This is a genomic window from Pseudomonas vanderleydeniana, from assembly GCF_014268755.2.
Lineage (GTDB): Bacteria > Pseudomonadota > Gammaproteobacteria > Pseudomonadales > Pseudomonadaceae > Aquipseudomonas > Aquipseudomonas vanderleydeniana.
On record NZ_CP077093.1, the window covers coordinates 1,951,117 to 1,963,851 of the forward strand.

At 64.5% G+C, this 12,735-nt stretch carries 13 protein-coding genes; 7 read left to right on the plus strand and 6 right to left on the minus strand.

The genetic code is table 11. The annotated features are described in order from the left end of the window. Window positions 1-6 precede the first annotated feature (6 nt). The gene (speB, locus tag HU752_RS08800; RefSeq protein ID WP_017903320.1) at window positions 7-957 is read right to left on the minus strand and encodes an agmatinase; all 951 of its coding nucleotides are present in this window, start codon (window positions 955-957) and stop codon (window positions 7-9) included. A gap of 456 nt (window positions 958-1,413) precedes the next feature. Between speB and HU752_RS08805 the strand changes: the two genes are divergently transcribed. Together HU752_RS08805 and HU752_RS08810 are read left to right on the plus strand one after the other, a co-directional pair. After that, complete coding sequence (locus tag HU752_RS08805; RefSeq protein ID WP_017903319.1) at window positions 1,414-2,307, plus strand: LysR family transcriptional regulator; 894 nt, start codon at window positions 1,414-1,416, stop codon at window positions 2,305-2,307. A gap of 14 nt (window positions 2,308-2,321) precedes the next feature. Continuing rightward, the gene (locus tag HU752_RS08810) at window positions 2,322-2,921 is read left to right on the plus strand and encodes a tRNA-uridine aminocarboxypropyltransferase (protein WP_186677862.1); all 600 of its coding nucleotides are present in this window, start codon (window positions 2,322-2,324) and stop codon (window positions 2,919-2,921) included. 9 nt (window positions 2,922-2,930) lie between these two features. Here the strand turns inward: HU752_RS08810 and HU752_RS08815 are convergent, their stop codons facing one another. Next, window positions 2,931-3,326, minus strand: coding sequence for a YbaN family protein (locus tag HU752_RS08815; protein WP_186678080.1), 396 nt, complete (start codon window positions 3,324-3,326; stop codon window positions 2,931-2,933). A 16-nt stretch (window positions 3,327-3,342) separates the two neighbouring features. Then, window positions 3,343-3,930 (minus strand): UPF0149 family protein, encoded by a 588-nt coding sequence (locus HU752_RS08820; protein WP_186677860.1) that lies wholly within the window; start codon window positions 3,928-3,930, stop codon window positions 3,343-3,345. Window positions 3,931-4,212: 282 nt separating this feature from the next. Between HU752_RS08820 and recQ the strand changes: the two genes are divergently transcribed. The 4 genes from recQ to HU752_RS08840 all read left to right on the plus strand — a co-directional run bounded on the left by recQ (window position 4,213) and on the right by HU752_RS08840 (window position 9,555). Continuing rightward, window positions 4,213-6,342 (plus strand): DNA helicase RecQ, encoded by a 2,130-nt coding sequence (gene recQ / locus HU752_RS08825; protein WP_186677858.1) that lies wholly within the window; start codon window positions 4,213-4,215, stop codon window positions 6,340-6,342. A gap of 151 nt (window positions 6,343-6,493) precedes the next feature. Continuing rightward, the gene (locus HU752_RS08830; RefSeq protein WP_054058297.1) at window positions 6,494-6,928 is read left to right on the plus strand and encodes a MarR family transcriptional regulator; all 435 of its coding nucleotides are present in this window, start codon (window positions 6,494-6,496) and stop codon (window positions 6,926-6,928) included. Between the two features lie 131 nt (window positions 6,929-7,059). After that, window positions 7,060-9,261: a FimV/HubP family polar landmark protein gene (locus tag HU752_RS08835; protein WP_186677856.1), complete on the plus strand. Its 2,202-nt coding sequence runs from the start codon at window positions 7,060-7,062 to the stop codon at window positions 9,259-9,261. A 9-nt stretch (window positions 9,262-9,270) separates the two neighbouring features. Further along, on the plus strand, window positions 9,271-9,555 hold the full coding sequence (locus HU752_RS08840) for an Rdx family protein (protein ID WP_186677847.1): 285 nt from the start codon (window positions 9,271-9,273) through the stop codon (window positions 9,553-9,555). Window positions 9,556-9,604: 49 nt separating this feature from the next. On the opposite strand, the gene HU752_RS08845 is transcribed toward HU752_RS08840, so the two are convergent. The 3 genes from HU752_RS08845 to HU752_RS08855 all read right to left on the minus strand — a co-directional run bounded on the left by HU752_RS08845 (window position 9,605) and on the right by HU752_RS08855 (window position 11,768). Beyond that, window positions 9,605-9,901: a hypothetical protein gene (locus tag HU752_RS08845; RefSeq protein ID WP_186677842.1), complete on the minus strand. Its 297-nt coding sequence runs from the start codon at window positions 9,899-9,901 to the stop codon at window positions 9,605-9,607. A gap of 145 nt (window positions 9,902-10,046) precedes the next feature. After that, entirely contained in the window at window positions 10,047-10,937 is an 891-nt protein-coding gene (locus HU752_RS08850; protein ID WP_186677839.1) for a DMT family transporter, read from the minus strand. Window positions 10,938-11,015: 78 nt separating this feature from the next. Further along, the gene (locus HU752_RS08855) at window positions 11,016-11,768 is read right to left on the minus strand and encodes an AraC family transcriptional regulator (protein ID WP_186677836.1); all 753 of its coding nucleotides are present in this window, start codon (window positions 11,766-11,768) and stop codon (window positions 11,016-11,018) included. Between the two features lie 131 nt (window positions 11,769-11,899). Between HU752_RS08855 and HU752_RS08860 the strand changes: the two genes are divergently transcribed. Next, window positions 11,900-12,721 (plus strand): UDP-2,3-diacylglucosamine diphosphatase, encoded by an 822-nt coding sequence (locus tag HU752_RS08860; RefSeq protein WP_186677833.1) that lies wholly within the window; start codon window positions 11,900-11,902, stop codon window positions 12,719-12,721. Window positions 12,722-12,735 lie beyond the last annotated feature (14 nt).

Consider the following 12,735-nt stretch of genomic DNA (forward strand, 5'->3'; position numbering starts at 1 on the left):
AACGCCTCAGCGGTGGGCCACGCCTGGAAGTGCACAGAGCATTTCGTACAGCAGGTTGGCGCCCAGCAGCGAGGTGTTGCCGGTGGTGTCGTAGGGTGGCGAGACTTCCACCAGGTCGCAACCGACCAGGTCGAGGCCCTGGCAGCCACGGACGATTTCCAGGGCCTGGATGGTGGTCAGGCCGCCGATTTCCGGAGTGCCGGTGCCGGGGGCCCAGGCCGGGTCGATACCGTCGATGTCGAAGCTCAGGTAGACCGGGCCGTTGCCGACCTTCTCGCGGACTTCGGCCATCAGTGGCTCGAGGGACTTATGCCAGCACTCCTCGGCCTGGACCACGCGGAAACCCTGCTTGCGGCTCCAGTTGAAGTCTTCGGCGGTGTAGCCCTGGGCACGCAGGCCGATCTGTACCACGCGGTCGCAGTCCAGCAGGCCTTCCTCGACGGCGCGGCGGAAGGTGGTGCCGTGGGCGATTTTCTCGCCGAACATGTGATCGTTGACATCGGCGTGGGCGTCGATGTGCACCAGGCCGACCTTGCCGTGCTTCTTGTGGATTGCGCGCAGGATCGGCAGGGTGATGGTGTGGTCGCCGCCCAGGGTCAGCGGAATGACGTTGTGTTCGAGAATGGCATCGTAGGCCTCCTCGATGATGCGCACGGCTTCGAGCAGGTTGAAGGTGTTGATCGCCACGTCACCGATATCGGCGACCGACAGCGAGTCGAACGGGGCGGCGCCGGTGGCCATGTTGTAGGGGCGGATCATCACCGACTCGGCACGGATTTCCCGTGGGCCGAAGCGGGTCCCGGAGCGCAGCGAGGTGCCGATGTCCAGCGGCACGCCGACGAACGCGGCGTCGAGGCCGGCGGGTGACTGCAGGTGGGGGAGGCGCATCATGGTGGCGATGCCGCCGAAACGCGGCATTTCGTTACCGCCCAGTGGTTGGTGAAGAATCTTGTCCACGGGTAAGCCTCATCGTTTGTTCTGGTTATCAGGGGACCGATTCTGCGAAAGACGCCGGGCGGGAAAAATCGCTGCCGGCAAATACTTAGTTCAGATTTTTCTAAACTAATGGGACGCCTGGCATTAGACTGTCCCTGTTGTGAATACCGTCGGTCTGGTGTGCAACCGACTGACGTGGTGTCCCACTGGGCTGTGTGGTGAGCGGGCTTGCCCGCGCTGGAGCGCAAAGCGCTCCCAGTCCTGCAATCGCGGTGCATCAGTAGGATCCGGATGGCTGGCTTTACGGCTGCTGTGCAGCCGAGAGCGGTGGTGCGGCGTCCCGACAAGCCCGCTCGCCACAACGGGGGCATCGCAGCCAGAGGGCGGTGTATCCACAAGAGGGGCATCACAGCCAGGGGGCGGCGTATCACCAGCCAGGGAACGGCGGACTCTCATGCTCATGACTCCGGAGTGCCAATGGCCAACGCTTTACCCGACCTGAAACTATTGCGCATCTTCGTCAGCGTGGTGCGCCACCAGGGCTTCGCCAACGCCCAGCAGGAACTCAACCTCTCGACGTCGGCCATCAGTACCTACATGAGTCAGTTGGAGTCGAGCCTGGGGCTGGTTCTGTGTCATCGTGGCCGTGGCGGTTTCAGCCTGACCAGCAAGGGTGAGCTGTTCCACCAGGAAACCCTGCGCCTGCTCGGTGAACTCGAAGGCTTCGAACAGTACGCCGCCGCCCTCAAGGGCGAGTTGCGTGGCACGCTGAACCTCGGGGTGATCGACTCGACCGTCAGCGAGCCGGCCTTGCCCCTGGCCGAAGCCATCGGGGCCTACAGCCAGGAACATCCCGGCGTGCACCTGCACCTGTCGGTGCTGAGCCCCTACGAGTTGCAGCTCGGTGTGCAGGACAATCGCCTGGACTTGGCCATCGGGGCTTTTTCCACACGCATGAGCGGGCTGGTCTACCAACCGTTGTATCGCGAGCAGCACTGGCTGTATTGCAGCAACCGCCACCCGCTGTACCACGAGCGGCGCATTCCCGAGCAGGTCATCACCCAGCAGCGCATGGTCGGGCGTGGCTACTGGAGCCAGGCGGAGCTGGCCCGGCATGGCTTCAAGCACAGCGCGGCGACCGTGGAGAGCATGGAGGCGCAACTGATCCTGGTGCTGTCCGGTGCCTACATCGGCTACCTGCCGGAGCACTATGCCCAGCCGTGGGCAGACAAGGGCGACCTGCGTGTGCTGCTGCCGGCGACCTTCGGCTACCAGGCACCCTTTTCGATGATCCTGCGCCGTGGCCGTAGCCGCGAGCCGTTGATCCAGACTTTCCGCGACCTGCTCAAGGCGCAGCTCAACCAGCCCTGACCGGAGCGACCCAGATGTCCAGAGCCTGTTGTGAACGCTGCCAGCGTCCCCAGAGCCACTGCCTTTGCGCGCTGATCCCACAGCTCGACAGCCGTACCCGCGTGCTGGTGTTGCAGCACTCGAGCGAAGTCGGCCACGCCTTGAATACCGCACGCTTGGCGACCCTCGGCCTGACCAATGCCGAGCTGCGCGTGGGTGAGGTATTCGATGACCTGCCGGCGTTGCTCGAGCAGCCCGGCTACCGGGCCCGGCTGCTGTTCCCAGCGGACGATGCGCAGTTGCTTCAGCCTTATACGGCCGAGACAGACGAGCGGCCACTGTTGCTGGTGGTCCCCGACGGCACCTGGCGCAAGGCGCGCAAGCTGTTGTACCTCAACCCATTGCTGGCCGGTTTGCCGCGGGTCAGCCTGGAACCGGGTGCGGTATCGCGCTATCGCCTGCGCAAGGCACCTGGGCCGGGGGCCCTGTCGACGGTGGAAGCGATTGCCCGGGCGCTGGAAACCCTGGAGCAGCCGGTGTCGTTCGACGCGCTGCTCAAGCCCTTCGAAGCGTTGATCGAGGGACAGATCCAGGCCATGGGGCGCGAGACCTACCAGCGTAACCATGGCGATTGAGCGCCTGGGTTATCGCCGTGGTTCCAGGGTTTTCTGCCGCAGGATATAGAGACTGACCAGCACCGCGCTGGTCAGCATGAACAGGCGTGCCCAGAACAGTGGCACCAGGTAGCAGGAAAGGCCGATGCTCAGCCACATCAGGCCAATGGCGTAGACCTTGCCTTTGAGCGGGATGCCGTTTCCGTCCAGGTAGTCGCGGATCCACGGCCCCAGGCGCGGGTGCTGGACCAGCCAGTGGTAGAACCGTGGCGAGCTGCGGGCGAAGCAGGCGGCAGCCAGCAGCAGGAAAGGAGTGGTCGGCAGGACCGGCAGGAATATGCCGAGTACGCCCAGCGCCACGCTCAGCCAGCCAATGGCCAGCAGCGCGTAGCGCAGGAGCGGCGAGCGATTGCCCGTGGGGCGCATCGCCACCGGATGTGACTCAGTGATGGCGGGGCTTGAGGATCGCCGGCTTCTCGTCGGGCGCATTGCACAGCAGGTAGAGGGCAGTCAGCGCTTCCGGGATCTGTACGATCATGTCGTCCATCAGGTTCGCATCGGCGGCGATGTCGGCGAATTCCGGCTGCTCGTCGAACAGGCCCGAACCGACCATGATCGGCAGGAGCATTTCGCTGACTTCTTCCTCGGCGGTTTCGAACCAGGCTTCCTCGCGCAGGAACACCCCCTCCATGAAACCGATGCACCAGCCGCGCAGTTCGGAATCGTCCGGGTCGTCGCCCAGGTCGAGGTCGCACGGCAGTTCGAACTCCTCGTCGGAGGCCAGCTGACGGGAGATGTGCGCCTTGAGCTGGATCAGCGTGGCTTCGATTTCCTCGCGCTGGGCGGCATCCTTGTAGTGCGGCTCTTCGGCGAACAGCGCGTCGATCCATTCACGATCGGGCACCACGTCGGAGCAGATCGACAGCGCAGTCAGGTAGCCGTGGGCGGCCACGTAGTCCAGCGCTTCTTCGTGCAGCTCGTCGGCGTCGAGGAAGGCTTGCAGGCGGGTGAGTTGCTCAGCGAAGGACATGAGGGGCTACCTTGGGAATAAACGATGCTGAATTCTAGGCGTTCTTGAGCTCGCAGGCCAGCAAACACATAGATTTGCGCGGTTTCACTCCTCAATAAGGATAGTCGTTGATCGACCGGCAGGGCCCTCTGCCGGATAACGCTCGGGTATACTGCCGCGTTTTGTGATGCCCCATTGCAGATTGCAACGGCCGGAGAAACGCCCGCTTACGGTTTTTTCCGTCAAGGCAGCGGCTTTTCGACCAGCCTTTGCAGGGGTGTTTCGGTGATTTTTGGAGTGGCTATGCTCGAACAGGCTCAACGCGTCCTCAAGGACATCTTCGGTTACGACAGCTTTCGCGGTCGCCAGGGTGCCATTATTGAGCGCGTGGCCAGCGGCGGCGATGCCCTGGTGCTGATGCCGACCGGGGGTGGCAAGTCGCTGTGCTACCAGGTTCCGGCCTTGCTGCGCGACGGCCTGGCGGTGGTGGTTTCGCCGTTGATCGCGCTGATGGACGACCAGGTCGCGACGCTGGAAGAACTCGGCGTGGCCGCCGCGGCACTGAACTCGACACTCAGCGCCGAACAGCAGCGCGACCTGGCTGCGCGGATTCGTCGCGGCGAAGTGAAGATGCTCTACCTGGCGCCCGAGCGCCTGGTACAGCCACGCATGCTGGCGTTCCTGCAGAATCTCGACATTGCCCTGTTCGCCATCGACGAGGCCCACTGCGTTTCGCAATGGGGCCACGACTTCCGTCCGGAATACCTGCAACTGGGCCAGTTGGCCGAGATGTTCCCCAATGTCCCGCGCATCGCCCTGACCGCGACCGCCGACAAGCGTACCCGCGAAGAGATCGTCAATCGCCTGCACCTGGAGAATGCCGAGCGCTTTCTCTCCAGCTTCGACCGGCCGAACATCTTCTATCGCATCGTGCCCAAGGAGCAGCCACGCAAGCAGTTGCTGGCGTTCCTTTCGCAGCGCCGGGCCGACTCCGGGATCGTCTACTGCCTGTCGCGCAAGAAAGTCGACGAAGTCGCCGCGCTGCTTTGCGAGCAGGGGTTCCCGGCGTTGCCGTACCACGCCGGGCTGCCCTCCGAAACCCGGGCCGACAACCAGAAGCGCTTCCTCAACGAGGAAGGCCTGATCATGGTCGCGACCATCGCCTTCGGCATGGGTATCGACAAGTCCAACGTGCGTTACGTCGCTCACCTCGACCTGCCCAAGTCGCTGGAGGCCTACTACCAGGAAACCGGCCGCGCCGGACGTGACGGCCTGCCGGCGGATGCCTGGATGGCCTACGGCCTGCAGGACGTGGTGATGCTCAAGCAGATGCTGCAGAACTCCGAAGGCGACGAGCGCCACAAGCGCCTGGAGCACCACAAGCTCGACGCGATGCTGGCGCTGTGCGAGGAGACGCGTTGCCGTCGCCAGACGCTGCTGGCCTATTTCGACGAGGACCTGCCGCAGCCCTGCGGCCACTGCGACAACTGTGTCGATGGCGTGCAGACCTGGGATGCCACCGAGCCGGCGCGCCAGGCGCTGTCGGCGATCTACCGCACCGGCCAGCGCTATGGCGTGGGCCACCTGGTGGATGTGCTGCTGGGCAAGGAGAATGACAAGGTCCGCAGCTTCGGCCACCAGCACCTGGCGGTATTCGGTGTCGGCAAGGCGCTCAGCGAGGGCGAGTGGCGCTCGTTGTACCGGCAACTGGTGGCTCGCGGCCTGGCCGACATCGACATCGAGGGCTATGGCGGCCTGCGCCTGACCGACAGCTGCCGGCCTCTGCTGCGTGGCGAGGTCACCCTGGAGTTGCGCCGCGACCTCAAGCCGCAGGTCGCCGCCAAGAGCGTCTCCGCCAGCCCGGCCAGCCAGCTGGTGCGTGGCGAGGAGCGCGAGCAGTGGGAAGCCCTGCGGGCCCTGCGGCGCAAGTTGGCGCAGGAGCATGCGGTGCCACCCTACGTCATCTTCCCCGACTCGACGTTGCTGGAAATGCTGCGCAGCCAGCCGACGACCATGGCCGAGATGGCCCGGGTCAGCGGCGTGGGTGCCCGCAAGCTGGAGCGTTATGGCGAGGCCTTCCTCGAGGTGCTGGGCGGCGAAGCCGAGACACCCAAGGCGGTCGTCGATATTCGTCACGAACTGATCAGCCTGGCCCGTGCCGGCATGACCCCGCTGCAGATCGCCGGCCAGTTGCAGTGCTCGGAGAAGAACGTCTACACACTGCTGGCCGAAGCCATCGGCCACCAGCAGTTGTCGTTGGAGCAGGCCCTGGACCTGCCTGAGGACCTGCTGGGGGAAATCCAGGACAGCTTCCTCGACGGCGAGGGCGAATTGCCCGCCGTGAGCGAGGTCGCCGAACTGTTCGCCGGGCGGGTGCCCGAAGGTGTCCTGTACTGCGTAAGGGCTGCCCTGCAAGCCGAATTCGAACTATGAGGAGAGGGAAATGGAATATTCCCGGCCTATCTCTGTGTTATTTGCGACAAGTCATGTTTGCACACAGCAGAGGCCTTGCCTCCAGCCAGGCTCCATGCTTAGCTGACTAATAATTAGTTTTATCTACTTTAAGTCTGACCATGAGTTTTTTATGTCGTTGACCGATGAACACCGTTTTGGCATGCAACTGGCGCAAATGTCCCGCGGCTGGCGTGCCGAGCTGGATCGCCGCCTGGCCGGCCTGGGATTGTCCCAGGCCCGTTGGCTGGTGTTGCTGCACCTGGCACGTTTTTCCGAGGCGCCGACCCAGCGTGAGCTGGCCCAGAGCGTCGGAGTGGAAGGCCCGACCCTGGCGCGTCTGCTCGACAGCCTGGAGACCCAGGGGCTGGTCCAGCGTCACTCGGTCGTCGAGGACCGCCGGGCCAAGAAGATCGTGCTGTGCGCGCCGGCCCGGCCGTTGATCGAGCAGATCGAAACCATTGCCACCGCCTTGCGCCACGAACTGTTCGAAGGCGTCGACGAGGAAGAGCTGCGAATCAGCATGCGGGTCCATAGCCGCATCCTGGCGAACCTGGAAAAGTCCTGAGCCATTGCCAGCGGTGCCGGACTTGGAGAATCCCCGGCCGGCAGACTATAAGATTTACTGATTCTGTGTATTGTGTTGGCATTTCTTCCCCGCTCGCCGCGGGGTTGATGTCGGGCCTTTAAGGGATACTCATGCTCGAGAGTTCGCAGTCCGCGTTGCAGTGTTCCACTGAAAAGTCCCTGGTGACCCAGGTTCGACGGCGCTGGATGGCCGTGGCGGCGTTGTCGTTGCTGCAGCCCTCGCTGGCTTCGGCCGTGGGGCTGGGAGACATCACCCTGCATTCGGCACTCAGTCAGCCGCTCAATGCGGAAATCGCCCTGGTCGATCCCGGTGATCTGGCCGAAGGCGAACTGTCGGTGAGCCTGGCGACGCCTGACGAATTCTCCCGGGCCGGTGTCGAGCGCCTGTTCTTTCTCAATGACCTGCGTTTTACGCCGGTCCTGCAAGGTAATCGCAGTTTCATCCGGGTGCAGTCGAACAAGCCGGTGAGCGAGCCCTTCCTGAGTTTCCTGGTCCAGCTCAACCAGCCCAACGGCCACCTGCTGCGTGAGTACACGGTGTTGCTCGATCCCCCGGGCAGTGGCACCTACAGCCCGCCGACGCGCAGCGGCTCGTCCGAGCCGTCGACGCCTGCCGCCACGGTGGCACCGCCACCGGCCACCCAGGGCAAGCGCTACACCGTGGCCAAGGGCGATAGCCTCTGGAGCATCGCCAAGCGCCTGAATGAAGCGGGCAGCAAGGCCAGTGTCAATGAACTGTCCGAAGGCATCCGGGCGCTCAATCCCGGTAGCGCACGCCTCAACGTTGGGCAGAGCCTGTTGCTGCCGGATGTTGCCGTGGTACCGGGTAGCGCTGCGGCTACGGCTTCGGTGCCTGCTGGCGCGCAGGTCGAAGCGGCGCAAAATGCCCTGCAGGGCGCCGAACAACTCGCGGCGGCAACACTGGAGAACCAGCAGTTGCAGAAAACCGTCGAGGAGTTGCAGGCTCGCCTGAAAACCCAGGACGAGCAGATCGCCAATGACCAGAAGCAGCTGGGCGAACTGCAGGCACAACTGACGGCGCTCAAGGCCAAGGCTGCGGCACCTGTCGCCGCACCGGCCCCGGTGGCTCCTCCCGTGGTGCCGGCGCCGGTGGCCGCCGAACCGTCCGACGGGCCCAACCTGCTGCTCCTGGCGGCGCTGGTCGTGTTGCTCCTGTCGCTGGTCGCCGCCCTGATCGTGCGGCGTCGGCGCGCTTCGGCAGAGCGCGGGGTCGAGCCCACGCCTGTGCTGCAGGATCCGCCGTTGGTCAGTCGCGTGGTGCCGGCTGCCGCACCCAGTGCCCCGGCACCCGGGGTCGAGCCGGAGGATGAACCCCTGGCGGTGACGGCGCGACGCGAGACCAGCGAAGTCCCGGATGCCCTGGAAGGCGTGAGCATCTATATCGCCTACGGCCGCTTCAAGGAGGCAGCGGGTATTCTGCGCGAGGCCATTCTCAAGGAGCCCCAGCGTACCGACTTGCGCCTGCGCCTGTTGGACGTGCTGGCCCAGCAGGGTGACAACGACGCCTACACGATCGAAGAGCAGCATCTGCTGGACACGGGGTTCAGCGAGTCGACCTTGCGCGACCTGCGGGCCAAGCATCCGAAATTGCAGGCGGCTCCCGCGCCACAGGCGGCACCGGTTCTGCCAGCGGGTGGCGCGGCGCCAGCTCCTGCGCCAGCACCCGTCAGTGCCCCGGCTGTTGCGGCTGCCACCGCGACACTGGCCGCCCCGATACTGGCGGCCGAGTGGATGGAGAAGGAAACGAAGGCCGAACCTGTGGCCGAGGCCGCGCCATTGGATGACGAGTTCCAGCTCAACCTCGACGACCTGTCGATGGATTCGGACTGGGACCTGGTCAGCCCGTTCGACAATGCCCTGGCGCAACGGGGCAAGGCCGCCGAACAGGCGCCGACGTTGTCCGGAGCCGATCCGGATTTCGCCAGCAACCTCAACGAGCTGCCACATGTCTTCGAAATGCCCGACGAGCAGTTCCTCAGCGATTTTGCCGAGCCGGAACCCGAGCAGCCGGAGGAAGCCGAACTGAGCCTGCCCCTGGTCGACGATACGTTGGACGATGGCTTCCTCGACAGTTTCCTGAGCGATGAACAGCCCCTGGACATCGAACCGCTGGAGGTGGACTTCGACAGCCTGGAGCGTGAGCAGGCTTCGGCCAGCAAACTGGAACAGGCTCAGACCTTCATCAACGTCGGTGACCTTGACCATGCCAGCCAACTGCTGCACGAACTGCTCAGGGAAGGCGACGAGCCGCTGAAGCAGAGCGCTCGCACGCTACTGGCCAGCATTCGCTAGGAGCCCGTCATGAGTGCAACCAGGCCGGAAATCGTCATTACCTACTGCACCCAGTGCCAATGGCTGCTGCGGGCTGCCTGGCTGGCCCAGGAGCTGCTCAGTACCTTCTCCGACGATCTGGGCAAGGTTTCCCTGGAACCGGGCACCGGTGGAGTGTTTCGCATCACCTGCGATGCGGTGCAGATCTGGGAACGCAAGGCCGACGGTGGTTTCCCCGAGGCCAAGGTGCTCAAGCAGCGGGTTCGCGACCAGATCGACCCGCAGCGAGACCTGGGCCACAACGAGGCGCGTTGAGAGATGATGACGTCATTGCCAGGTAGCAATGACGTCGTTCCGGTCAGGCCTACTCTGAACGGCTGAGCTTGGCCTTGATGAATCCGGCGACCAGGCTCAGCACGGCGCCGCCGACCCCGCCGCTGGCGATACCACTGGCAATCGAACTCAAGTCGAGATTACCGACCTCGCCGCCGAGGCTGCCGTTGGTGATGGCCGAAAGCACCTGGCTGAGTACCACGCCGCCGACTCCCCCCGCCAGCGTATTGAACCAGGGACCGAGGCTGTACTTGTCGGCCGCGGCGCCGGCAATGTTGCCGCACACCGCACCACTGACCAGTTGGATCAGGAGACTGATGAATTCCATGGATGAACCCTCCACAGTTTGAGTTGGAGGGCAACTGGCATCGAGCTACTGCTGGATCACTGCCGCTGTCGCCGAGCAGCCCTGCTATCCGGGGAACGACGGCTGGCTGTTGCGGATGTTGCAAGTATAGGACAGCCGCCGAAAATCACGGGGCGGCTGCAACTTCCAGGTTCTTTCGGCGGGGCGCGCCGCTCAGCAGGCTCGACAGCACGATTGCAACGATGATCAATACTCCGCCGAGCAGCATGCGCGCACTGGGACTTTCACCGAACAGCAGCCAGGCGGCGGTGATCCCGTAGACCGGTTCCATGGCGAAGACCACGGCGGCGGTGCGGGCCTTGATCACCGCCAGGCTGGCCACGAACAGACTATGCGCGACCGCCGTGCAGAACACCCCGAGCAGCGCCAGCCACAGCCAGTCCAGTGCGCGAACCTCGCCAAGGCCGGGGCCGGCCCAGGGCAGCAGGCACGCCGCGACCACCAGGTTCTGGCACAACGCCGCCTGAACCGCGCTGATTCGACCGGAACCGGCCCGGTTGTTCAGCGACAGCAGCGAGAACAGCAGCCCGGACAGCACGGCCCAGAGCAAACCGGTGGTGGCCTGGCTGGCGAGATCGAATTCGGGGGTGACCAGCACCAGGCCGATGCTGACCAGCAGCACCAGGAGCATTTCATTCAGGCGGATGCGTTCGCGGAAAATCACCCCTTCGAGAATCACGGTGAACGCCGGAAAACTGGCAAACCCCAGGGTGGCGACGGCAACACCGCCGACCTTCACCGCGAGGAAGAAACTGACCCAGTGTCCGGCCAGCAACAGGCCGCTGCCCAGCAGGCGGCGCCAGTCCTGCGCCTGCAGGCGCTGCCAGCGGTTATTGCGCGAGAGACTGGCGAACACCACGAGGGCGAGCACGGCAAAGCTTGCGCGTCCGAAGACGATGATGGCGGGAGCGGCGACGGCGAGTTTGCCGAACACGCCGGTCAGGCCGAACATCAATGCACCGATGTGCAAGGCGCCGAGGGCGGAGCGGGGCGTCATGTTGATCCTTGGAAGCGGTTATGCACGAGCAGGCAGTCTAGGGCGCAAGGCGTATCGCTGTCTGTCGCGGGACTCGCGTCAATTGTCGCCAGACTCGCGGCGCAAGGCGGTCGGCGAGGCGCCGAATTCGCGCAGGATGGCGGCGCAGAAGGCGCTCTGCGAGCTGTAGCCGACGCGCTCGGCGATCTCGCCGACCGGCAGTACGGACTCGCGCAGCAGGCCGAGGGCAAGTCGTAGTCGTCGGCTGCGGATATAGTCCATCGGCGTCTGCCCGCACTCGGCCATGAACCGTGCATGCAGCCGGGCGTTGGACAGCCCGGCGATGCGAGCCAGGTCGGCCACCTGCAGCGGGCGGGCGGCGTAGCGATCGATATGCGCGTCCAGGGCGGCCAGTGGCAGGCGCCTGCCATCGATGACGGGCGCGGTGTTCAGGCTGGCCAGCAGCAACACCGCGCCCTGGCGGGCGATGAGCGGGTCCTGCACCGGGCTGTTGGCCAGCCAGTCGACCAGGCGGCCCTGGCTGGCGTTGAGGGTCAGTGACCCGGCCCGGTCGATCAGGCGTCGGCTGGCGTCGGCATGGTCGCCCAGGGACTGTACCAACCAGTGTTCGTCCGGCACGTCCAGCACCAGGCAACGGCTGCCGTCGGGGCTGCCGCAGGTGTGATGGGCGTCGTAGGGCACGACCGCGACGCTCTGCTGCACCACCCGGCTGCCGTGGCCCTCGATTTCGAAGTCGAGCCGGCCCGACAGCCCGAACACCAACTGGGCGTGGGCGTGGCTGTGGACAATCAGTTCTTCGCTGTACTGGCGCAGGGTCAGGAACGGGCCCATGGCGGTCTCCTCGGCAGAGTGTCAGTCTACACCGGTTGCGGCGGCTCGGCGGCTGTCACAGCACTGTCGTCTGGTTGTCATGGTCAATTCACTGCCCCCGTGCAAGCTCAGGAAAAATCCGGAGAATGCCCATGACCCGTGCGGAGCTCGCCAAACCCAGTCGCAAGCAGCGTGTGCGAACCCTGTGGATTTCCGATGTGCACCTCGGCACCCGGGATTGCCAGGCGGAGCATCTGTCGCAGTTTCTCAAGGGCTATCATGCCGATCGTATCTATCTGGTCGGCGACATCATCGATGGCTGGAAAATGCGTGGCGGGATGTTCTGGCCCCAGGCGCACACCAACGTGATCCGGCGCCTGCTGACCATGAGCAAGCGCGGTACCGAGGTGATCTACGTCACCGGCAACCACGATGAATTCCTGCGGCGCTACTCGAAGCTGATCCTGGGCAACATCCAACTGGTGGACGAGGCCGTGCATGTCACCGCCGATGGTCGCAAGTTGCTGGTGATCCATGGCGACCAGTTCGATGTCATCACCCGCTACCACCGCTGGCTGGCGTTCCTCGGCGATTCGGCCTACGAGTTCACCCTGACGCTCAATCGCTGGCTGAACCATTGGCGGGCTCGCTACGGTTATGGCTACTGGTCGCTGTCGGCCTACCTCAAGCACAAGGTCAAGACGGCGGTGAATTTCATCAGCGATTTCGAGGAAGCCATCGCCCACGAATGCGTGAAGCGTGGGCTCGATGGCGTGGTGTGCGGGCATATCCACCACGCCGAGATCCGTCAGGTCGGCGAGGTGGAATACCTGAACTGTGGCGACTGGGTCGAATCCTGCACCGCACTGATCGAGCATTGGGATGGGACCATCGAACTGTATCGACTGGCCGATGCCCAGGCCAGGGAGGCCCAGCTCAAGCTGGACTTGCAGAAGGTCACGCAGCCCGGCTGAGCTTGACCGCTTCC

Excerpts from the sequence above, each read along its gene's own strand:
- HU752_RS08805 (WP_017903319.1), top strand. The coding sequence starts at position 1,414 with ATGGCCAACGCTTTACCCGACCTGAAACTATTGCGCATCTTCGTCAGC.
- HU752_RS08810 (WP_186677862.1), top strand. The coding sequence starts at position 2,322 with ATGTCCAGAGCCTGTTGTGAACGCTGCCAGCGTCCCCAGAGCCACTGC.
- HU752_RS08815 (WP_186678080.1), bottom strand. The coding sequence starts at position 3,326 with ATGCGCCCCACGGGCAATCGCTCGCCGCTCCTGCGCTACGCGCTGCTG.
- HU752_RS08820 (WP_186677860.1), bottom strand. The coding sequence starts at position 3,930 with ATGTCCTTCGCTGAGCAACTCACCCGCCTGCAAGCCTTCCTCGACGCC.
- recQ (WP_186677858.1), top strand. The coding sequence starts at position 4,213 with ATGCTCGAACAGGCTCAACGCGTCCTCAAGGACATCTTCGGTTACGAC.
- HU752_RS08830 (WP_054058297.1), top strand. The coding sequence starts at position 6,494 with ATGTCGTTGACCGATGAACACCGTTTTGGCATGCAACTGGCGCAAATG.
- HU752_RS08835 (WP_186677856.1), top strand. The coding sequence starts at position 7,060 with ATGCTCGAGAGTTCGCAGTCCGCGTTGCAGTGTTCCACTGAAAAGTCC.
- HU752_RS08840 (WP_186677847.1), top strand. The coding sequence starts at position 9,271 with ATGAGTGCAACCAGGCCGGAAATCGTCATTACCTACTGCACCCAGTGC.
- HU752_RS08845 (WP_186677842.1), bottom strand. The coding sequence starts at position 9,901 with ATGGAATTCATCAGTCTCCTGATCCAACTGGTCAGTGGTGCGGTGTGC.
- HU752_RS08850 (WP_186677839.1), bottom strand. The coding sequence starts at position 10,937 with ATGACGCCCCGCTCCGCCCTCGGCGCCTTGCACATCGGTGCATTGATG.
- HU752_RS08855 (WP_186677836.1), bottom strand. The coding sequence starts at position 11,768 with ATGGGCCCGTTCCTGACCCTGCGCCAGTACAGCGAAGAACTGATTGTC.
- HU752_RS08860 (WP_186677833.1), top strand. The coding sequence starts at position 11,900 with ATGACCCGTGCGGAGCTCGCCAAACCCAGTCGCAAGCAGCGTGTGCGA.